The sequence below is a fragment of the Kluyvera sp. genome (assembly GCF_965301105.1).
Genome location: NZ_CBDKZX010000001.1, coordinates 14,605 through 36,337, shown reverse-complemented (window position 1 = coordinate 36,337; position 21,733 = coordinate 14,605). Strand labels below are relative to the sequence as shown.

The 21,733-nt window shown below is 55.6% G+C and carries 17 protein-coding genes, 1 pseudogene and 1 riboswitch; of the genes and pseudogenes, 10 read left to right on the top strand and 8 right to left on the bottom strand.

Annotation, left to right across the window (positions count from 1 at the left end; translation table 11 throughout):
• Positions 1-275 precede the first annotated feature (275 nt).
• Together ACW14G_RS00165 and ACW14G_RS00160 are read left to right on the top strand one after the other, a co-directional pair.
• On the top strand, positions 276-2,057 hold the full coding sequence (locus tag ACW14G_RS00165; RefSeq protein ID WP_223802635.1) for a sigma-54 interaction domain-containing protein: 1,782 nt from the start codon (positions 276-278) through the stop codon (positions 2,055-2,057).
• Between the two features lie 259 nt (positions 2,058-2,316).
• On the top strand, positions 2,317-3,966 hold the full coding sequence (locus ACW14G_RS00160) for an OFA family MFS transporter (RefSeq protein ID WP_163446369.1): 1,650 nt from the start codon (positions 2,317-2,319) through the stop codon (positions 3,964-3,966).
• Positions 3,967-4,043: 77 nt separating this feature from the next.
• Here the strand turns inward: ACW14G_RS00160 and ACW14G_RS00155 are convergent, their stop codons facing one another.
• Positions 4,044-4,328 (bottom strand): VF530 family protein, encoded by a 285-nt coding sequence (locus tag ACW14G_RS00155; protein WP_163446368.1) that lies wholly within the window; start codon positions 4,326-4,328, stop codon positions 4,044-4,046.
• 314 nt (positions 4,329-4,642) lie between these two features.
• Positions 4,643-4,740: riboswitch (guanidine-I (ykkC/yxkD leader) on the top strand.
• A 57-nt stretch (positions 4,741-4,797) separates the two neighbouring features.
• Here ACW14G_RS00155 and ACW14G_RS00150 point away from each other — a divergent pair.
• The 6 genes from ACW14G_RS00150 (at position 4,798) to uca (ending at position 12,581) form a co-directional block, all read left to right on the top strand.
• Complete coding sequence (locus tag ACW14G_RS00150) at positions 4,798-5,856, top strand: putative urea ABC transporter substrate-binding protein (RefSeq protein ID WP_249023260.1); 1,059 nt, start codon at positions 4,798-4,800, stop codon at positions 5,854-5,856.
• A gap of 17 nt (positions 5,857-5,873) precedes the next feature.
• Positions 5,874-6,689, top strand: a complete 816-nt coding sequence (locus ACW14G_RS00145) for an ABC transporter permease (protein WP_167575824.1) — start codon at positions 5,874-5,876, stop codon at positions 6,687-6,689.
• Positions 6,686-7,462: an ABC transporter ATP-binding protein gene (locus ACW14G_RS00140; protein ID WP_163446365.1), complete on the top strand. Its 777-nt coding sequence runs from the start codon at positions 6,686-6,688 to the stop codon at positions 7,460-7,462. The genes ACW14G_RS00145 and ACW14G_RS00140 overlap by 4 nt, the downstream gene beginning before the upstream one ends.
• Before the next feature lie 4 nt (positions 7,463-7,466).
• The gene (locus tag ACW14G_RS00135; protein ID WP_163446364.1) at positions 7,467-8,183 is read left to right on the top strand and encodes an urea amidolyase associated protein UAAP1; all 717 of its coding nucleotides are present in this window, start codon (positions 7,467-7,469) and stop codon (positions 8,181-8,183) included.
• A gap of 11 nt (positions 8,184-8,194) precedes the next feature.
• Positions 8,195-8,827 (top strand): urea amidolyase associated protein UAAP2, encoded by a 633-nt coding sequence (locus tag ACW14G_RS00130; protein ID WP_163446363.1) that lies wholly within the window; start codon positions 8,195-8,197, stop codon positions 8,825-8,827.
• Positions 8,828-8,978: 151 nt separating this feature from the next.
• On the top strand, positions 8,979-12,581 hold the full coding sequence (uca, locus tag ACW14G_RS00125; protein ID WP_249023261.1) for an urea carboxylase: 3,603 nt from the start codon (positions 8,979-8,981) through the stop codon (positions 12,579-12,581).
• 99 nt (positions 12,582-12,680) lie between these two features.
• Here uca and ACW14G_RS00120 read toward each other — a convergent pair whose 3' ends face one another.
• The 4 genes from ACW14G_RS00120 to galB are packed head-to-tail and all read right to left on the bottom strand — an operon-like array spanning position 12,681 to position 16,091.
• The gene (locus tag ACW14G_RS00120; RefSeq protein WP_249023262.1) at positions 12,681-13,556 is read right to left on the bottom strand and encodes an NAD(P)-dependent oxidoreductase; all 876 of its coding nucleotides are present in this window, start codon (positions 13,554-13,556) and stop codon (positions 12,681-12,683) included.
• On the bottom strand, positions 13,556-14,638 hold the full coding sequence (locus ACW14G_RS00115) for a 4-oxalomesaconate tautomerase (RefSeq protein ID WP_249023263.1): 1,083 nt from the start codon (positions 14,636-14,638) through the stop codon (positions 13,556-13,558). The genes ACW14G_RS00120 and ACW14G_RS00115 overlap by 1 nt, the downstream gene beginning before the upstream one ends.
• Positions 14,639-14,640: 2 nt before the next feature.
• Positions 14,641-15,354: a 4-carboxy-4-hydroxy-2-oxoadipate aldolase/oxaloacetate decarboxylase gene (locus ACW14G_RS00110; protein WP_249023264.1), complete on the bottom strand. Its 714-nt coding sequence runs from the start codon at positions 15,352-15,354 to the stop codon at positions 14,641-14,643.
• Positions 15,351-16,091, bottom strand: a complete 741-nt coding sequence (galB, locus tag ACW14G_RS00105) for a 4-oxalmesaconate hydratase (RefSeq protein ID WP_249023265.1) — start codon at positions 16,089-16,091, stop codon at positions 15,351-15,353. Before galB ends, ACW14G_RS00110 begins: the two co-directional genes overlap by 4 nt.
• A 128-nt stretch (positions 16,092-16,219) precedes the next feature.
• On the opposite strand from galB, the gene ACW14G_RS00100 reads away from it, so the two are divergent.
• Entirely contained in the window at positions 16,220-17,446 is a 1,227-nt protein-coding gene (locus tag ACW14G_RS00100) for a LysR substrate-binding domain-containing protein (protein WP_163446511.1), read from the top strand.
• On the opposite strand, the gene ACW14G_RS00095 is transcribed toward ACW14G_RS00100, so the two are convergent.
• Both ACW14G_RS00095 and ACW14G_RS00090 read right to left on the bottom strand, forming a co-directional pair.
• Positions 17,443-18,705: a gallate dioxygenase gene (locus ACW14G_RS00095; protein ID WP_163446357.1), complete on the bottom strand. Its 1,263-nt coding sequence runs from the start codon at positions 18,703-18,705 to the stop codon at positions 17,443-17,445. The two genes, ACW14G_RS00100 and ACW14G_RS00095, sit on opposite strands and share 4 nt — an antisense overlap.
• Positions 18,706-18,718: 13 nt before the next feature.
• Positions 18,719-20,089, bottom strand: a complete 1,371-nt coding sequence (locus ACW14G_RS00090) for an MFS transporter (protein ID WP_249023266.1) — start codon at positions 20,087-20,089, stop codon at positions 18,719-18,721.
• A gap of 532 nt (positions 20,090-20,621) precedes the next feature.
• Between ACW14G_RS00090 and ACW14G_RS00085 the strand changes: the two are divergent.
• Positions 20,622-20,768 (top strand): annotated as a pseudogene (locus tag ACW14G_RS00085) (GDP-mannose pyrophosphatase); the annotation flags it as partial.
• A 4-nt stretch (positions 20,769-20,772) separates the two neighbouring features.
• Here the strand turns inward: ACW14G_RS00085 and ACW14G_RS00080 are convergent.
• A complete protein-coding gene (locus ACW14G_RS00080) occupies positions 20,773-21,663 on the bottom strand; it encodes a LysR family transcriptional regulator (RefSeq protein WP_249023321.1) in 891 nt (296 codons plus the stop codon).
• Positions 21,664-21,733 lie beyond the last annotated feature (70 nt).

The following is a 21,733-nucleotide window of genomic DNA, read 5'->3' as shown; positions in this document are numbered from 1 at the left end:
GAATAACATGAGGGCGCTGTGAACAGGTGATGTGTTTATTTATACATGGGTTTTTTCATGCGTTATATTACCCGTCGACAGAGAAACGCACCATATTGATAAAATCATCATCGAAATTATCATATTGATATGAAAATGTGATACCACTTCCATATTTGATTCAAGAATTGAAAAAGAGAAAGTGCTCAGGTCAATTATTGCCAGGGGCTGCGGTAGTATCATCGTAAAGAAATAAGCGTTGACGTTCACCCCGTTAGCTTTCAGTGAGTGATATTATGATACCTTCCAGTTCATCATCTATCTTGATGCAGATTCAGCCTACAATTCAACGTTTTGCCCGCATGCTCTCCAGCGTTCTTCAGCTTGAAGTTGAAATTGTCGACAATACGCTATGCCGCGTGGCCGGGACAGGAAGTTATGGGAAATTCCTTGGCCGTAAATTAAATACAGACTCGAGACTTCTTCGTTACATAATTGAAACAAAAAAGGAGAAGGTTGTTACTCATTCTCGTTTTGATCCCCTCTGTAAAGGTTGTGAAAGTAAGGAAACATGCAAAGAAAAGGCCTTCCTCGGAACGCCGGTGATTTATCAGGAGCAGTGCGTCGGCGTTATTAGTCTGATTGCCCTGACGCGCGACCAGCAGGAGCGAATAAATGATAATATCACCGAGTTTTCCGATTATGTTCGCCATGTCTCCTCCATATTTGTCTCCCGTTTACTGGAGGATCAGAGCGGTGGCGACAATATCCAGAAAATGTTTTTAACGATGCTTGACAATATGGACCAGGGCGTGCTCGTTGTCAGCCAGGAACAGAAAGTCAAATTTGTTAATCAGGCAGCGTTAAAAATCCTTGGGGTGTCCCAGGGGAATATGGTGGGTAAAGAGATTCATTTCCGGCCTCTGACGTTCGCGCAAAATTTTATTCGCGGACACGTTCAGCATGTCATTTCTATTGATGATAAGAAAGAGCTCATCATTGGTCAGCTGCACGCCATTCAGGATCAATGGCTGTTTCTGATGGCGTTTCATCAGTCACACTCTTCGGCGGATATTACCGCGCCGCAGGAGGGGCCGCAGATTGAACAAATGGTCGGAGAATGTCGGCCAATGCGACAGCTGAAAAAGCTGATAACTCGCGTTGCCCCCAGCCCATCAAGCGTGATGATTGCCGGAGAAAGCGGAACCGGTAAAGAGGTTGTCGCCCGTGCGGTGCACAAGCTGAGCGACCGCAAAGATAAGCCGTTTATTGCCATTAACTGCGCGGCCATTCCTGAACAACTGCTGGAAAGCGAGCTGTTTGGTTACGTGAAAGGGGCCTTTACTGGCGCATCGGCCAACGGCAAAACGGGGCTCATTCAGGCCGCTAACCACGGGACACTGTTTCTGGATGAAATTGGCGATATGCCGCTCACGCTGCAAGCCAAGCTGCTGCGCGCCATTGAATCACGGGAGATCCAGCCGGTAGGGGCCAGTCATCCGGTGCCGGTGGATATTCGAATTATTTCCGCCACCAATCAAAACCTCGATCAATTTATCGCCGAAGGTAAGTTCCGGGAGGATCTCTACTATCGTCTCAATGTGATTCCGTTACGTCTGCCGCCGTTACGTGAACGTCAGGATGACATCGAACTGCTGATTCACTATTTCCTGCATCTGCATACCCGTCGGCTGGAGCTGGTCTATCCCGGTGTCGCGCCGGAGGTGATTGCACTGCTGAAAAGCTATCGCTGGCCGGGCAATATTCGTGAGTTGAGCAACCTGATGGAATATCTGGTCAACGTGGTGCCTTCCGGCGAAGTGATTGATGTTTCGCTGCTGCCGCCAAACCTGGTGAGCAGTGGAAAAATCGGCGAACGTCCGGATGCCCGAGGGGCAACGGTGCTGAAAACCGCGAAAGAAGAGGAGGGGGTTACCGGGCTTGAAGAGATGGAACGTCAGATGATTCGCGATGCCTTGAGCCGCTATAGCAATAAAAAGCAGGCAGCAGACGAGTTAGGTATCGGGATTGCTACGTTGTATCGCAAGATCAAAAAATACGATCTGATCGTTATCTAGATCTGCCTGCGGAAACCAACGTCGCTGTCGTATCACTCTGAGAGCGACGTTATCAAAATCGACATTATCCTCTCGTTTGTATACCCGTTCATAATTTAACCGACTATAGCTGGTTTTTTTGTTCTGTTAGTCAGGTGCTGCTTGCTCGCTTCAGTCGTCATTTCTGTACGTATTTTGAGCGAATGGCACCTTTCTTGCCTTTTACCTCCTGTCTCCGACGGCGCGTTCGTCGGCCATTACACATGAAAAGGACAGGAATATGGCGCAAATGAATGAAAACATCGCCACCGCACCGGTTTCACCGCTGCGCGAGTTTTTTGCCAAACCGCGGATTATCGCCAGACCGGGTTTTAACCGCTGGCTGGTGCCGCCCGCAGCGTTGGCCGTCCATCTTTGCATCGGTATGGCCTATGGGTTTTCCGTTTACTGGCTACCGATGTCCCAGCTTATTGGTGTTAGCGAGCACTTACAATGCCCAGTTAACCTCTCCTTCTGGCAGCAGCTGGTGACCCGCGACTGTGACTGGAAGATCTCCATGCTCGGGTGGACTTATACGCTGTTTTTTGTGTTTCTCGGCTGTTCGGCAGCATTATGGGGAAGCTGGCTGGAGAAGGTAGGGCCACGGCTGGTGGGCTTTGTGGCGACGCTGTGCTGGTGCGGAGGGCTGCTGCTATCCAGCGTGGCGATCTATTTGCATCAGCTCTGGCTGCTGTGGTTGGGGGCCGGGGTGATCGGCGGGATCGGCCTGGGGCTTGGCTATATTTCCCCGGTTTCCACACTTCTGCGCTGGTTTCCTGATAAACGCGGCATGGCGGCCGGGATGGCAATTATGGGCTTTGGCGGCGGGGCGCTGGTGGGCGCACCGTTAGCTAACGCGCTGATGAATTTCTTTGCCGGGCCGGAAGGTAACGGCGTGTGGCAAAGTATCCTGGCGCTGGCGGCGATCTACGCGTTATTTATGCTCTGCGGTACCTTTGGCTACCGCTTACCGCCGATGGGCTGGCACCCATCGGGAGAAAAAGCGCAGAACACGATCCGCAATCACTCAACTATTCAGGTTCACGTGAGCGTGGCTTGCCGTACGCCGCAGTTCTGGCTGCTATGGCTGGTACTGTGGCTGAACGTTACCGCAGGTATTGGCATCCTCGGCATGGCGTCGCCGATGCTGCAGGAGATCTTTGCCGGTAAGCTGCTGTCGCTCGACCTGAACTGGTATGCGCTGAATAGCGAACAGCTGAAGCGCATTGCCACCATGGCGGCGGGATTCACCGGTTTACTGAGCCTGTTTAATATTCTGGGGCGTTTCTTCTGGGCATCGGTCTCTGATTTATGCGGACGCAAAATGACTTTTGCGATCATTTTCTGCCTGGGCGCGGTGCTGTACGGCACGCTGCCGCTGGTCAACCATGGCGGTTACGTGGCGCTCTACGTCTGCGCGCTGTGCGTTATTATCTCGATGTACGGCGGGGGTTTTGCCAGCATTCCGGCCTATCTTGCCGATGTTTTTGGTTCACAAATGGTAGGGGCCATTCATGGGCGGCTGCTGACGGCCTGGTCGGCGGCGGGGATTAGCGGCCCGGTGCTGGTGAACTATCTGCGTGAATATCAGCTGGCGCATGGTGTGACGCCCGAGCGGGTTTATGACATTACGCTGATAGTGCTGACCGGCCTGCTGATCATCGGTTTTATCTGCAACCAACTGGTGCGACCGCTGCCGGAGAAATACGCGATGACTGCCGAACAGCAGCAGCAGGCGAAGGGGTTGTATACCATCAATAAAAATGCTCAGCTGACCTGGGAGGCTCAGCCGTCGACGCTGTTAATGACGGCAAGCTGGCTGGCCGTTAGCGTGCCGCTGCTGTGGGGTATAGCAACCACGCTGCAGCAGGCGGTGAAATTCTTCCTGTAAAGACAATGACCGACGCCAGCGTGCGTCGGTCGTGGTCTGATATCACAACGGTTTATAGGGCAAACCGTTAGTACGCATCAGCGCTTAGCGCGGCTATTTGCCCACGGATCGAACGCCGGTTCTGCCGGCGTCACATCAACTTCGTCATGTAAGGCATCGAGATATAAGGCTTCAACTTCCGCACGCGCCCAGGGCGTACGGCGCAAAAATTTGAGGCTGGACTTCACGCTGGGGTCATTCTTAAAACAGTTGATTTTGATCAGTTGGCTCAACCGATCCCAGCCGTAGCGGGCGACCAGCGCGTTAACCTGCATTTCAAGGGTTACGCCGTGTAGAGGGTCTTTAGAGGTATGCGCAGTCATGAGCGTCCATCGTTGATGAAATTTAGCGGAGGAAGAGTACAAGAAAGGCGCGGATCCGGCAACGCGGATTGATCTTCTGATGGCGCAACAGGAGATATACGACTTTATTATCAGAAACCTCTGCGCATATTCATCGTAGGGTGGACTTTAATATATTTCCCCAGGCACCACCGCAGTGCACCAGCTCCACAAACCCTCCCCAAAATAGTGATTTCTCGGATAAAGCAATCTCTAATTAACTGATAATAAAGAGAATTAAATCATGGCATGTCCCTTGCTTAGATAAACCGGAAAGGGCAGCACACACAATCTAATCAATAGCTGGCTAGGGTTCCGGTTCACTGAGTGAATGACTGGTCCAAGAGCTGGCGACCTCTGAGAGGTTACACGGCGGGACAAAAGCCCGGGAGACAGCAGCACCCATTGGTGTCGCGCTGCCCCCTAATTTTGTGCCACTCAGAGGTCAAGCATGAAGAAAACGTCATTACTCCGCTCTGTTGTACTGTCGCTGGCAATGCTGGTCAGTCTCCCCACTTTTGCTGCTGTGAAAAAAGAGTTCAACGTCTGCTGGACCATCTACGCCGGGTGGATGCCCTGGGGGACCATTAGCAGCAGCAAAATTATCGATAAATGGGCCGATAAGTACGGCATCAAAATCAACGTAGTACAGCTCAACGACTATATCGAATCCATCAACCAGTACACGGCGGGCCAGTTCGATGGCTGCACCATGACCAATATGGATGCGCTGACCATTCCGGCCGCAGGTGGCGTAGACAGCACCGCACTGATCCTCGGCAGCTACTCGGAAGGCAATGACGGCGTGGTGATGAAGGGCGAGGGCAAGACCCTTAACGACCTGAAGGGGATGAAGGTCTACCTGCCAGAACTATCCGTTTCCCACTATTTACTAGTTCGCGGTCTGGAAAAAGCGGGACTGGCGGAAAAAGACGTCACCGTCGTGAATACCTCAGATGCGGATATCGTCTCGGCGTTTGGCACCTCCAGCGTACAGGCGGCAGTGGCCTGGAACCCGCAGCTTTCTGTTATCAAAGGTACGCCGAAAACCACCGAAGTGTTCAGCTCCTCGCAGGTACCGGGGGAGCTTATCGACATGATGGTCGTCAACAGCGAAACCCTGAAAGATAACCCTGCACTCGGCAAAGCCTTAACCGGCGCGTGGTACGAAATGATGGGGATGATGAAAGCCCAGGATACGAACGCGCTGAATGCAATGGCGGCCGCCTCCGGCACAGATTTGGCTGGATATCAGGCGCAGCTGAAGACCACCCATTTGTTCTACACCCCACAGGACAACATTGCCTTTATTAGCTCCCCGGAACTGGCGAAAACCATGCAGCGCGTGGCCGCGTTCTCCTTTGATAAAGGGCTACTGGGCGATGGAGCGCAGAGTGCCGATTTTATTGGTATGCGCTTCCCTGGCAACGTGACTCAGGGTGATGCCCATAACGTCAAACTGCGATTTGACGATAGCTTCGTGAAAATGGCCGCTGCCGGCACGCTGTGATAACGGACGGAGTTCCCATGCGACAAATTAATCGTCATCCCACTTCTGGTATGCGGCTGATGCTGGTCATGATGCCTTTCATCCTGCTGCTGGCTGCCTACTTCTTTGGCTCGGCGGTACGGCTGGAGGCTAATCCGCAGGACAAGCTGCTGCCGGGTCTCCAGCAGATGCTGGATGCGCTATCACGGATGGCGTTTACCCCGGATAAACGCAGCGGTGAATATCTGTTCTGGGTCGATACCCTGGTCAGTCTGGCGCGTCTGCTGGTTGGGCTAACCATTGCCTCACTGCTGGGCCTGTGTATCGGCGTGACGTCCGGCGTGTTCCCGCTGTGGCGCGCGTCGCTGTCACCGCTGATGACGGTGTTGTCAATGATCCCGCCGCTGGCGATTTTACCGGTGCTGTTTATCGTTTTTGGCCTCGACGAACTGTCGAAAGTGATGCTGATTGTTATCGGCATCACGCCGATGCTGGCACGCGATCTGGAGCATCGCGCCTGTGAAATCCCGCCGGAGATCCTGATTAAAGCCCAGACTCTGGGCGCGAATAGCTGGACGCTGGTGCTGCGCGTGGTGCTGCCGCAACTGCTGTCGCGTCTGCTGACTTCGCTGCGCCTGCTGCTGGGTTCGGCATGGCTGTTCCTGATTTCGGCTGAAGCCATTTCATCCACTGCCGGATTGGGCTACCGCATTTTCCTCGTGCGCCGCTATATGGCCATGGACGTGATTATCCCTTACGTCCTGTGGATCACGCTGTTGGCCTGGCTGATGGATCTGGCGCTGCGCAAACTACATCAAACCTGTTTTCCCTGGGCGGAAGGAGGGAAGGCATGAGCTTTATCACTATCAACAATATCTGGCAGGAATACGGCGACCACGTCGTACTGGAGCGTCTTAACCTGCAGGTGAAAGAGGGCGAGTTCTGCTCGATGGTTGGCGCGTCCGGCTGCGGAAAATCGACGTTTTTGCGCCTGCTGCTCGGTCAGGAAACGCCGAGCCGGGGTTCTATCACTCTGGATGGTCAACAGCTCCATGCCGAACCGGATAGCAGCCGGGGCGTGGTGTTCCAGCGTTATTCAGTTTTTCCACACCTGAACGTGCTGGATAACGTCGCTATTGGTCTCGAACTGCCGCAATCACCACTGTTCGGGCGACTGTTCGGCGCCAAAAAACGCGCGGTACGCGAGCGGGCGACGGAGATGCTGGAAAAAGTCGGTCTTGGCCATGCGCTGGACAAATATCCGGCGCAGCTTTCCGGCGGCATGCAGCAGCGTTTAGCCATTGCGCAGGCGTTTATTATGCAACCGCGCGTACTTCTGCTCGATGAGCCTTTTGGCGCACTCGACCCAGGCATTCGTAAAGACATGCATGCGCTGCTGCTGCAGCTGTGGGGTGAAACTCGCATGACCGTATTTATGGTCACCCACGATCTATCCGAAGGTTTCAACCTCGGCACCCGTTTACTGGTGTTCGACAAAGTGCGCATCGACCCTCAGGCGCCCAATGCCTTTGGCGCGCGCATTACCTATGACATTCCGCTCAACGAAACGCGGCTCTCTGCGCTGAGCGGTACGGCTCCCGACAACGTTTATGCCTTAAGGGGTTAATCATATGAAGACCGAAACATTCCTGCGTGAAGAGATCTTGCCGGGCGGCGGGCACCTTTCGTTTGTCCTCAAACGCGGGCAGATCCTGCGCATGACGGATATCGACGGCGGGGCAAACGTCAGCCTGCTGATGCTTAACCCGCACCACAAAAGCGAGCGTCTGAACCTCCCCGATACGCTGAAAGGTCAGCATACGGCGCGGCTCACCGCCGGGCACTGTTTTTACTCCGATATGGGCCGCGTACTGGCAGGCATTATTGCCGATACCAGCGGCTGGCACGATCCGTTTGGCGGCGTATTGAACGCGCAGGAAGTGGCGGAAAAATACGGGCAGGGGCGTTATCAGGAACGGCGGAACGGTTTCTACCGTAACGGTACCGACAACCTGCTGGTCGAGATGGGCAAGTGGGATCTCAACCTTGAAGATCTGCTGATGGTGGTCAATTTCTTCAGCAAGGTCACGGTGGATGACAACGGACAGTTCAGCTTCCACAGCGGGCATTCACAGCCGGGAAGTTACATCGAACTGTTCGCGCCCATGGACACGCTGGTTGTGATGACCGCATTGCAGCATCCGATGGACCCATCCCGTGAGTATGCGCCACGCCCGGTGCAGCTGAGCTGGAGACGGGCTGAGGATGAAGACGCCGCCATTAACGCATTGCGGACACGGCCGGAAAACGAACGCGCCCTTATCAACACTCAACTTTTTGCCCTGTAAGGAGCCATAAGATGACCGTAGCCAGCGAGAAACAAGCCCAGCACGCCAGCTTTCGCCACGTAATCCCGGCAGGTGAACCCTACCTGTTTGAAGTGAAGAAGGGGCAAACTTTGCGCCTGCTCGATCTCGAAGGAAATCAAGCGGTAGACACGCTGTTTTATAACGCGGATAAACCGCGCGAACGCTACGACGCCCAGCGCACGCTGCGTCGTCAGAACAACGCGTATCTGACCAGCGGCAGCGTGCTGTATTCGAACCTCGGTAACCCGCTGCTGACCATTGTCGCCGATACCTGTGGGCGCCACGATACCCTCGGCGGCGCCTGCGCACAGGAGAGCAATACCGTTCGTTATGCCCTCGACAAACGGCATATGCATAGCTGTCGGGATAATTTTCTCTGCGCCTGCCTGCATGATGGCCGGCTGCAAAAGCGCGACATCGGCGCGAACATCAACTTCTTCATGAACGTGCCGGTGACGCCGCAGGGCGGACTGACCTTTGAGGACGGCATCTCTGCGCCGGGTAAGTATGTAGAGCTACGCGCCGAGTGTAACGTCATCGTGCTCATTTCTAACTGTCCGCAGTTGAATAATCCCTGCAACGGCTGGAATCCAACGCCTGCTGAGGTGCTGATATGGAACTAACACCAAACCGCTGGCAACGCCTGCGTCGGGCGATTTATCGCCTGTTTGAAGTCCGTGCCGGACGCCTCCTGCCATAAACGCTTTTTCCCCATGGACGACCATGGGTGAGCCAATATTCGGCGGGACGACCCGCCATGATTGAGTCTGACCTATGCTGACGACACTCCTGATTGCAAACCGCGGGGCCATTGCCTGCCGCATTTTACGTACCCTGCACGCAATGAACCTGCGCGGCGTGGCGGTCTATTCTGAGGCTGACATCAGCAGCCTGCATATTCGCGAAGCCGATGAAGCCCTGAGTCTGGGCGATGGCCCGGCGGCCAATACCTATCTGGTGACGGAAAAAATCATTGCGGCCGCGCAAGCCAGCGGCGCACAGGCCATTCATCCAGGTTATGGTTTTCTGTCTGAAAACGCCGCTTTTGCGGAAGCCTGCGAAGCCGCAGGTATTGCCTTTGTTGGCCCGACGCCGGAACAGCTGCGCCTGTTTGGCCTGAAACATACGGCTCGGGCGCTGGCTAAATCCCATGGTGTACCGATGCTGGAAGGCACTGAACTTCTGGCCGATGTGACTGAAGCGCTGCACGCCGCTGAGCGCGTTGGTTACCCGGTAATGCTGAAAAGCACTGCGGGCGGCGGCGGTATCGGGATGCGCGTCTGCTATACCCCAGAAGAACTCAACGACGCGTTCGATGCCGTGGTACGCCTGGGGAAAAACAACTTCAGCGATGCGGGGGTATTTATTGAGAAATACATCGAGCGGGCGCGGCATCTTGAAGTACAGCTATTTGGCGATGGCAGAGGCGAGGTGATTTCCCTCGGCGTGCGCGACTGCTCAATACAGCGCCGTAATCAGAAAGTGCTGGAAGAAACCCCTGCGCCGAATCTGCCTGAAGGCATGGAAAATGCCTTGTGTGAGGCGGCGATCAGGCTGGGTAAAGCGGTCAACTATCGCAGCGCGGGCACCGTCGAGTTTGTCTACGACAGTCACGCTGAACGATTTTATTTCCTGGAGGTGAATACCCGTCTGCAGGTTGAGCACGGCGTGACCGAGCAGGTGTGGGGCGTGGACCTGGTGCGCTGGATGATTGAGCTGGCGGCCGGAACGTTACCGCCGCTGGCGGCGCTGCGAGAAAACCTCAAGCCTGATGGCCATGCGATTCAGGCACGCGTTTACGCCGAAGATCCGGGGCGTCAGTTCCAGCCGTCTCCGGGGCTGCTCACCGAAGTCGTCTTCCCGGCAAATGACCGCCGGACGCTACGTATCGACAGTTGGGTGGAATCCGGCTGCGAGGTGCCCCCGTTTTTTGATCCAATGCTGGCGAAAATCATCGCCTGGCAGCCGACGCGCGAACAGGCGATTCGCACACTACATACAGCTCTCGGCGAAACGCGCCTTTATGGCGTAGAAACCAACCGTAGCTATCTGCAGCAGATTTTAACCTTTGCCCCGTTTGCGAGCGGTGAACCCTGGACTCGCTGCCTGGAAGGGCTGCAATACCAGGCGTTCACGCTGGAAGTTCTCAACGCCGGAACACAAACCACGGTGCAGGATTACCCCGGAAGAACCGGTTACTGGGCGGTAGGCGTTCCACCATCCGGCCCAATGGACAGTCGGGCGCTGCGTCTGGGTAACCGGCTGTTGGACAATGATGCCAACGCCGCCGCGCTGGAAATTACCCTCAGTGGCCCGACGCTCAAATTTAACTGTGACGCGCAACTGGTGGTCACCGGGGCAGAGATTGCGCTCACGCTGGATGGCGAACCGCTGGAGAATAATCGTATTGTCACCGTGCAGGCGGGCATGACGCTACGGATGGGCGACATCCGCAACCAGGGCGTGCGCAGCTATCTGTGCCTGCGTGGCGGCTTCAACGTGCCGGATTATCTGGGCAGTAAAAGTACCTTCACGCTGGGGCAATTTGGCGGCCATGCCGGACGGGCGCTGCGAACCGGCGACGTGCTGCATCTGGCGCCTTTATCAGAGCGCGTTCAGGAAAGCGAACTGCCGCAAGCGCTGCGGACCACGCTGGGAACGGTGCGCGAGCTGCGTGTTGTCTATGGCCCGCACGGCGCGCCGGAGTATTTCACGCCTGATTATATAGAGACTTTTTTTGCCACCGAATGGGAAGTCCATTTTAACTCCAGCCGGACGGGCGTACGCCTGATCGGGCCGAAACCGGAGTGGGTACGTGAGAGCGGCGGTGAAGCCGGCCTGCATCCGTCAAACATTCATGATAACCCGTACGCCATTGGCGCGGTGGATTTTACCGGTGACATGCCGGTGATCCTCGGCCCGGATGGCCCGAGCCTTGGCGGATTTGTTTGCCCTGTCACGATTATCGAGGCCGATTTACCGGCGGTCGGGCAGGTGAAAGCCGGTGATAAAATCCGCTTTGTTCCTGTCGATATCGCGACTGCGCGCCGTCTGGCACAGGCTCAGGAAACCGAGATTGCCAGCCTGACGCCACAGCACCCTGTCTGGCAACCCGCGACTTTGGCCTCGCCAGCGGTGCTCAGTCTTGGTGCCGCCGATAAGCGACTGGTGGCAAGGCTCTCTGGCGATACCCATCTGTTGCTGGAGATTGGCGAACCAGAGCTGGATCTGGTGCTGCGTTTTCGCGGTCATGCGTTGATGCAAGCGCTGGAGGAAAAAGCGCTGAGTGGGATCGTCGACCTCACGCCGGGGATCCGCTCGTTGCAAATTCACTACCAGCCGGAAACGCTAAGTCTGGCAACGCTTCTGGAGATAGTCTCCGGAGTATGGAATGGTGTGTGCGAGCAGGATTCGCTGGCAGTGCCGTCGCGCATCGTCTGGCTGCCGCTCTCCTGGGACGATCCGGCGTGCCAGAAGGCTATCGACAAATACATGACCACCGTGCGCCGCGATGCGCCATGGTGTCCAAGCAATCTGGAGTTTATTCGCCGCATTAACGATCTGGCGAACGTCGATGAAGTGTATAAAACGGTGTTCGACGCCAGCTATCTGGTGATGGGGCTGGGAGATGTCTATCTCGGTGCACCGGTCGCGACACCGCTTGATCCGCGCCATCGACTGGTCACCACCAAGTACAATCCGGCGCGCACCTGGACGGCGGAAAACTCGGTGGGCATTGGCGGGGCATATCTCTGCGTTTATGGCATGGAGGGGCCGGGCGGGTATCAGTTCGTTGGCCGTACGCTGCAAATGTGGAATCGCTATCACGCGGTTGACGATTTTGGCGGTAAACCGTGGCTGCTGCGCTTCTTCGACCAGATTCGTTTCTACCCGGTTTCTGCCGACGAGTTATTGACGATCCGCCGTGATTTCCCGCTGGGGCGTTATCCGCTGCGTATTGAACATACCACGCTGAACCTGGCCGACTACCAGCAGTTCCTGGCGGATGAAGCCACGGAAATTGAGGCTTTCCGTGCCCATCAGCAGGGGGCGTTTGATGCAGAGCGCGAGCGCTGGATTGCCAACGGTCAGGCACATTTTGATAGTAGCGATACGCTGGTCGAAGAGGGCGAAGATGCACCGTTAAGGGCCGGTCAGGCAAGCATCGACAGTCCGATATCTGGCAACCTGTGGCAGGTGAACGTTGAAATCGGCAACACCGTACGCGAAGGCGACGTTCTGGTGATCCTCGAGTCGATGAAGATGGAAATTCCGTTAGTGGCCTCGCAGGATGGTGTGGTCAGCCAGGTGCGAGTTCAACCGGGTTCATCGGTGAGAGCGGGTCAGTGCGTGGTGGTGTTGGAAACTGCGGTCTGATGTCTTGCATGCTCTGACGGCTGAGGAGCAGAGAGTCTGTTCAGTCGTCAGGGCTTCACGGTATTTTGATCTACTTTCCTGACACGTTGTTCGGGACGTTTAAATATGTTCTTTAAGCAACGCTGTCAGCGCTTTCCAGTTAAACGGCTCAAGCTGCGCATAGGTAATTCCTAGCGCGGCCATACGTTCTGGCAGGTGGCGTTGGGCTATCGCCGTCGCCTGACTCATCACGCTCTCTCCCGCGGCATCGCGAAGGGTTTTGACCACTTCTTCCATCTCTTCGCTGCGTCGGATGCCATGCTCGGCAACGCGGCTTATCAGGTAGCCAGGGAAGGAATCATTCCAGCCCAATGAGGGGAAGCTGGCGTGGAGTGATGCCAGCACCGCTTCCTCAACGCCGTACTGGTGGGCGGCGAACAGGCATTCGGCGGTAAGCGCCTCCAGTCCTTTGATCATGACGCTGCGGCACATCTTGATTGCCGAGACGCTGCCAATGTCGTTCCCGCCGTAGCGCGCATGACATCCGAGCGCGGTCAGTAATTCGGCGATGGCTTGTGCCTGTGGGCCCCCGATCAGCAAAGGCGTTCTGAGTGCTGCGGGGGGAACAGGCGCCATCACCGCGACATCGACGTAAGTGCCGGACTTAAAGCGTTCGGCAGCCTGCCGCTTGGTCTGCGGGGCGACGGAGTTAAGGTCAAGAAAATACTGCTTATCCGTCATCGGCAGGGCTGCTTGTGACGCGACATCCAGCGCGGATCCCGCGGTGACGGTGGAAAAGATGAGCTCGGCGCCTGTCAACGCGTCGGCCAGGGAGATTGCTGCCCGCACGCCTCCCTGGCGCGCCTTCATTATCATCGCATCGCGTTCTGGACCATTAAACTTGCAATCCCAGACGGTGACCGGGTTCTCTTTTGCCAGTGCATCCGCAAGAATGCCTCCTGCTTCACCATAGCCTATAAATGTTATTGTCGTCATTACAGCTCCTCACGCGGCCATACACTGGCCGGAATACAAACGTCGCCGGTGAACAGCAGTCGCGTCGTGCGCAGCAGGCCGCAGCCAGTCAGTTGGCCGTTATCGGCGAGCTGGAGCGCCACGCCGAATTCACCAGTTGGGTGCTCAACGCTCAGTTCTGGCATACGCTCAAGACTCGCCAACTCTTGCGCCACTGAACCTTCAATAAGACAGGCGCTGGCGACGCTCACCGCGCCGAAAACGCCAATCGAGGTATGGCAGCGGTGCGGAATAAAGGTACGACTGCTGATGGCTCCGTCGGCGCGCGGCCTGGCAATTAGCGTCATTTTAGGAACCGTGCGTTGCGACACATCGCCCAGATTCATGCGCGGTCCGGCCTGCAGGCGAATAGACTCCAGCCGCTGCTTCAGCTCATCGTCGGCGTCGAGCTGTTCACGGGTCTCATAACCCGTGCGCCCGAGGTCGCTGGCACGGACAAGGATCACCGGCATACCATTATCGATACAGGTGACATCGATGCCGTCGAAGCGATCGCGAGCCCGTCCGGTCGGGAGCAGCGCGCCGCAGCTTGATCCCGCCACGTCGAGAAAATTGAGCACAATTTTACTGGCCGTACCGGGTACGCCATCAATGCGGGTGTCGCCCGCATACTCCACGCCTTCGTTGTCACAGGGCACTTCTGCAACCGCAAGCTGGCCGGTGTTCTCCATATAGATGCGCACCCGGGTCAGGGGAGCGACGCAGTCCACCAGGCCGCGTTCAATGGCAAAAGGTCCAACAGCAGCAAGAATGTTGCCGCAGTTTTGACCGTAATCGACCACGGCACGATCGACGTTTACCTGGGCAAAAAGATAATCGACATCGGCATCTGGCCGCGCCGAGCGGCGAATAATCGCCACCTTACTGGTCAACGGGTCGGCACCGCCAATACCGTCGATTTGACGTGTATCGGGCGATCCCATCGCCGCTAGCAGCACCGCGTCGCGCATTGAGGGTTCTACCGGTAAATCGTCCGCGAGAAAGCAGGCCGCCTTCGAGGTGCCTCCGCGCATCAGTAGGCAGGGAATTCTGCGTTGTGCCATGTTTAACTCTCCACGTCTTCGGCGCTATCGTAATAACGCAGCCCTTTCTCGGCGAGGCGCGGGCGCATTGCGTAGATATCCAGCCCCAGTTCGCCGCTCCCCATCCGCTCTCGTTTCGCTTCTTCATTCGCTATTCGGGTTTCGGCTTTTACCAGCACCTCGCGGGCAAGCCCGTGCGGAATGACCACCACGCCGTCGTCGTCGGCGACAATCACATCCCCCGGCGTCACCAGCTGGCCTGCACAGATAATCGGGACGTTAACCGAGCCCAGCGTCTCTTTCACCGTACCCTGGGCGTAAACCTGCCGGGACCAGACGGCAAAGCCCATCTCGCGGAGGGTATGCGAATCACGGATGCCGATATCACCCACCAGACCCACGACGCCGCGCGACTGTAACGACGTGGCCAGCAGGTCGCCAAAAAAACCATCCCCGCAGGGGGAAGTAGGGGCTACCACGAGGATATCGCCCGGACGGCACTGCTCGACGGCAACGTGGAACATCCAGTTGTCGCCGGGCGTGACCAGCACGGTGACCGCGTTTCCGGCACGGCATATGCCCTGTTGTATTGGTCTGATGTACGGGGCCATAAGCCCCTGTCGGTCATAAGCTTCGTGAAGCGTAGCTACCCCCGCCGCGCTGAACTGACGCAGGGCGGTGTTGTCGTGGCGGGGAAGGGAGCGGATGACAATGCCTTTACGGTTAAGCAGGTTCATGCAAGGTTCTCCGTCACACGAGGGAAGATGCTCTGGAAAGCTTCGGCATGCACGATGTCACGTGCCGCGGTGATGCCGATATTACGTTTAGCCTGCACGCCCCGCTGGAGCGCCACGCGAGTATAGTATTCCCACAGGTGTTCCTGGCCCTGCATGCACTGGATTGCCTGATACTTTTTGTCCCAGACGTGGGTGATATCCAGCAGAACGTCCGGCTTCCAACTGCACTGCTCAGGCTGATGCGGCTCAAAGCAATAGACAGGCGGTGCCTGCACGACAGGTTCACCAGGACGGTATCCTTCGGCCTGGGCGATAATGCGGGCTTCCTGTGCCAGGTTCGACGCCATCGGATGATCGTAGTTATAGGGATCCTGCATGGAGTGAGTCAGAACAAAGTGTGGCTGCACCCGACGATAAACATCCGCCAGGCGGAACAGTGTCTCTTTGTCGGCACGCAGCGGATAGTCACCAATATCAAAAAACTCTACGCTGGCCCCGAGAATGTTGGCAGCAGCCTGCGCTTCTTCCCGACGATGATGTTTTACAGTTTCTTCAGTCATATTGCCTTTGCGCCACAGTTTAGCGGACTCCCCGCGCTCGCCGAACGACAGGCAGACGATATGCACCTGATAGCCCTGCTCGACGTGCAGGGCTATCGCGCCGCCTGCACGCCAGACGAAATCAGCGGAGTGGGCGCTAACGACAAGGGCACTTTTTTCACGAATCGGTTGGGACATGATGACTTCCTCTGTTGTTTTTTGTCAGCTTGTCATGCTCCGTCGCAGGAAGGTAATTCGTTAACTTGTGAACGCTATGATTTTTATTTATGTTGTTATTAAGTTCATTGAGTGGCGCTGGGCCGATCATGCAGAGAAAAATACGAAGCAAATCGATAAATATTATGCAGCTACGCTTTTTCTGTCAGGTCGCGTTAAGGGGCAGTGTTTCCCGTGCCGCCGATGATTTATTTCGTACACAGTCTGCCATTACACGTGCAATACGCGACCTGGAAGCCTCACTGAACGTCATTCTTTTCGAGCGTCACTACAGCGGTATGGTGCTTACGGAGTACGGGAAATGCATATTACCGCGCGCCAGGCGGGCGGTAGAGGATTTACAGGCAGTTCCGGCCCTGATGCAAAAATTGAGGGTGCGCACCAGCGCGTCTAACGCGCTGCCGGATGCAGGCTGGCTCTTTCATACCCGTCGACTGGAAATTTTTATTCAACTGTATCATGTCAATCATACCCAGACCGTCGCGACGCAGCTCGGGGTGACGCAGCCGGCCATCAGCGCAGCGCTTAAAATTCTGGAGAAAGGGGCCGATGCGCCGCTGTTTCGCCGTACTCCGGAAGGGGTTCGTCCGACAGCGGCGGCAGACGTACTTTATCCTCACATCAGTCGGTCGCTGAACGAACTGGATAATATCTGGAGCGATCTCGCCGCCCGGCGTGGCGTGCTACAGGGAAGCGTGCGTATCGGTGCGCTGCCGCTTAGCCGGACACAACTGCTACCCGGCGCGATCGCCCGTTTCCTGGCGTGCCATCCCAACATCACAATAATGACCAACGAGAGCCCGTATGAGTCTCTGGTGTCGGACATGCGTGCAGGCAATATTGATTTTATTATTGGCGCCCTGCGCCAGGATGAGGATCTCCCCGACCTGGCAAGCGAGGCGCTCTTTGAAGAAGATATGCTGATTCTGGCGCGCAATGACCATCCATTGCTACACGATCCTGATCCCCGGAGCAAGCTGGGGCAGGCGCAGTGGGTGCTGCCTCGCTCAAACGCTCCGGCGCGGCATCTGCTGGACAATGCGTTTCTCATCTCAGGGCTGCCTCTACCACAGCCCTGTGTTGAAACCGGTGATGCTGCAATGGTGCGTGGCCTGCTGCTTCACTCCGATATGTTGGCTGCGGTCTCTACAAGCCAAATGCGCTATGAAATTGACAACGGGCTGCTCACCGTTTTGCCTGTCCGCCTGCCCGATACTACACGCCGTATCGGGCTGACCTTCCGGGAAGGGAGCCTACCGTCACCCGCTACGCAAGCCTTGCTCACTTTTATTCATAACCACGTAGCGAAAGGTTAACGGCTGCCAGCGACAGAATAGGTGACCTGCTGGTTTCGCGTTTTCTGAAATTCCTCCAGCGTTTGACCACGCATGGCGGCGTAAATATGCAGATTCGATACGCCGACCACTGCGCCCATTTTCTCCAGCAGGAAAAAACTCGCGCCGTACTGGATCAAACCACGCCAGTCGCGTTCGGTCAGCAGACGTTGTTCCTCCTCGCTCAGCCCGGCCTCCTCATACAGTGCCTGCGGCGCACTCAGGAAACGCTGGCGCCAGGTGGGCTGCGTCAGCTTATGCAGGAAGTTGTTCAGCCGCAGGCCGTTCAGACTGCGCTCATGCGTAAAAGGATACGTTCCCGGCAGGTTATCAACACCAGCCAGTTGCAGCGCCATATGCTGGCGGTGGCGGGCCAGGGTGTCCACCGGCGGCGTGCGGGCGTTATTTTCCAGAATCAGCGTGGCAATGCCGGTCATTGAGGGCAGGTAGTAATCACGCCAGGTCTCAGTGACATTGGCCGAAAGGGCGCCACGCATCACCAGCCACATAATAACCTCTGAGCCTTCCATGCCGCCCAGCGTCGCATATTCACTGATGGTCATTTCGGTGAGTTTTTCCGGGTCGTTAACGAGCATGTCGACAAACTGCGCGTCCCAGTCGGTATTGTTGAATCCGCAGCGTTCCCCGTGAACCTGGTGCGACAGCCCGCCGGTGGCGACAATCGCCACGTCAATATCCTCCGGATAGCTTTCGATGGCACGACGTAATGCCTGGCCCAGCTTATAGCAACGTTTTGCGCTCGGCACAGGGAATTGCAGTACGCCGATTTGCAGCGGGATCACGCGGGTTGGCCATCCCTCTTCTTGCTGCCAGGGCAGAAGCGCCGACAGGGGGGAAAACAATCCGTGGTCCAGTTTTTTATTCATAAAGAACGACATATCAAACTCATCGGCCATCAGGCTTGCACCAATATGCCGCGAGAGTGCCGCATCGCCTTTTACCGGCGGCAGATTGCGCGGGCCGCCGCCTTCGTCCGCTACGCCATACTCTTTGTCAATTCCGAGGGTAAACGTGGAATAGTGGTCAAAGAAAAATGCGGTCACATGATCGTTAAAGATGTAGACCAGCGCATCGGGCTTTTTCTCATCAAGCCAGCGCTGGAGGGGCTCGAAGCTTTGGAAAATAGGGGACCACGCCGGATCCTGCTGTTTGTGGTGATCAACCGCGAAACCAATCGTCGGCGTGTGTGAGACGGCAATACCGCCAAGTATTCGGGCCATAATGAAACTCCAGTTATCGGTTACGCAGGGTTTGCTCGAGTGCGCTTATTTCTGCCTCTGTTGCTCGAGGTTCTTTTCGGTTCATACGGTGCAACAAAATAGCAATGCCCGCCAGACATGCTGGCAAAGCGAGCACCAGGAAAATGGATGAGTGCCCCGGAACAGCCAGCATGATGACGCCGCCGAGCGTAGAGCTCAGAATCGCCCCAGTGCGGCCGATGCCGTGCATCCAGCTTACGCCCGTGGCGCGAATTTCCGTTTGGTAATAGGCGGGGGAATAAGCCTGAAGACCATTTTGCGCCCCATTAATGCACATCCCGCTGATGAAAATCAGTACCGCCAGCGCCACTGAACCGAAATCCATCAGTCCTTGCGCTAACAGACACAGACAACCAAGGAAATAGGTAAGGGCAATGACTTTTTTGGCGGCGGTGCGGTCCATCATATAGCCGACGATAATACCGCCAAGTGGGCCACCAAGCTGGAACAAGCCGGTGATGATTGCAGCCTGCTGCAGTGAGAGGCCTCCGGAACGCAGAATAGTAGGTAGCCAGCCATTAAGCAGGTAAATGACAAACAGTCCCATAAAATAGGTCAGCCATAATGCCACTGTCCCTCTGGCGTATCCGTGACGAAACAGTTGAATCACCTTACTGCTGCGCGATATCTGTGGGGTATTCAATGTGAAGATATTATTTTTATTGAAGTTTCCACCCAGACGATTCAGCACGTTGGCAATTTTTTCTGTTGGCACTCGGCGGGCGACCATGCTCATAGCCGACTCTGGCAGCAGGGCGATCATAATGGGCAGCAGAACCAGCGGTAGCACACCTCCGAAAATCAGCGCCGAATGCCAGCTATAGTGTGAAAGCAGAGCCGCGGCAATAAATCCACCCAGTCCGGAGCCGACATTAAATCCACTGTACATCAGGGTAATCATTAAGCCTTTACGGCGTTCAGGCATGTATTCCGCAACTAGCGTGACGCAGTTTGGCATGACAGCCCCTAAACCTAACCCGGTGAGAAAGCGCATCAGCGCCATTTGTAGCGGACTCTGCGCGGCTGCAGCAGCCAGGCTGAAAAGAGCGAACAAAGCAACTGACCAGAGCAGGATCCGCTTGCGGCCATAACGATCCGACAACGGCCCAGCGACCAAAGCACCGATAGCGACGCCGAACATGGCAGCGCCCAGTATCGGGCCTAGCTGTGCGCGACTGATGCCCCAGTCTTCAATTAACGCAGGAGCAATAAAGCCCATAACTGCGGCGTCATAACCATCAAGCATAATGATAAGAAAGCAAAGGAGCAGGACATGCCATTGAAAACGTGATATTGGCCGGGCATCGATCCACGCCTTTACATCAACGATGTTTGTTTGATTCATAGAGTGACTTCCTTAAGCAGGCGGTATGAATGTTCTGTTTGTGTTATGTGATGAACGTTCGCATACAACTTAAGGCAGGCGACGAATTGTGTCTGGTTCGAAAAACCAGCCACAGGTATGAGTTCTATTTATAATGTGATGGATCTGGCGAAAACCAGGGGGGTGAGGAAAAGCAGAACAGAATGCGGGGACAGGTGGTTGGCTATAGTGATGAAGAACGACTGGCTGTAGATTATCTTTGATTTAACATAATATACATTATGCGCACTAACATGAAGTCAGGCAGAATCCAGCATTTTGTGGTTATGATTATCTTGCTCACTGCGCCGCTCAAATCCTCGCCATACTGCGTTGACCATCACCAAATCTGAAACCGCAATTGCCTCGTTACCCCCTGACGTATAAATTAACGTTATGTCCGCATTGTTCACGGTATCTTCAGGAGGAAGTATGGTTCCCGGTTTACCCGCTCTGAATGTTTTGTTTGTCGCCGGCTTTGGTCCTGTCACCCGCGATACACAAAGTGAGCACCGGCGGCGGCCTGGCAGCGGAGGGCGAAGATATTGAAGTACTGGAGATGACCTTTAACGAAGCATTGGCCGCCATTGATAGCGGCGCGATTGTTGATGGCAAAACGATTATGCTGCTCTATTACGTGGCGCACAAAGGCATTCTCTAAGCCATTAACGCAGGCAGCCCAGCAACCCTTCCAGCCATTGGGCAAACACCCTCACCTTATGCGATAAATGGCGATGAGGGTAAAGCAGCGACAGTTTGCGCGACGGGCACGGGAAGTCTGGCAGCACCTCCACCAATTGGCCGCTGTCGATATACGGCTGTAAGAAGAAATTCATCCCCTGAAGCAGGCCAAGCCCGGCGAGGCCTGCCGCAATATACACTTCCGAGTTATCGAGGATCAACTTGCCCGGCAAGGTGATCTCTTCGATGCCAGCGGGTGTCACAAAGTGCCAGGGAATGACTTCGCGGTCGTTGCTGATAATCCAGTTCACGGCATGATGATGCTGAAGGTCGGCAAGGGTTTCTGGCGTGCCGTATTGCGCAAGGTAGTGTGGGCTGGCGCAGGTCATTCTTTTCACGGTTCCCAATGGGCGAGCCACATAGTCTCCGTCGTCCAGCTCTCCTACACGCAGCACACAGTCAAGACCGTCACGCAGCATGTCGCGACGCACGTCGCTACTGCTCAGGATAATCTCGAGATCCGGGTGAGCTTGATAGAACTCCTGCAGTTTAGGTACGACGACCAGGCGAGCAAAGGCAATGGGCATATCAACGCGCAACTGACCATGTAGCGGCCGGTCCGGTGAAAAGGATTCCAGTAAATCATCGGCCTGGGACAGCAGTGGCTTACTGCGCCGGTAAAACTCTTCGCCTTCCGGCGTCAGATAGATGCGGCGCGTGGTACGTTGCAGCAGCCGCACCCCGCTATGTTGTTCCAGTTGTTGTACCGCCCTGGTCACGGCGGGACGATGAATTTGCAGGTTTTCCGCGGCCTGCGTGAAACTGCCGGAATCGATGATTTCGATAAATATTTTAATATTTTCAAATAGATTCATCTGCATAGTACACGCCCCTTTTCTGTCATCGCCCCATTGTTACTAATTTAATAATAGTGATGAACATTTT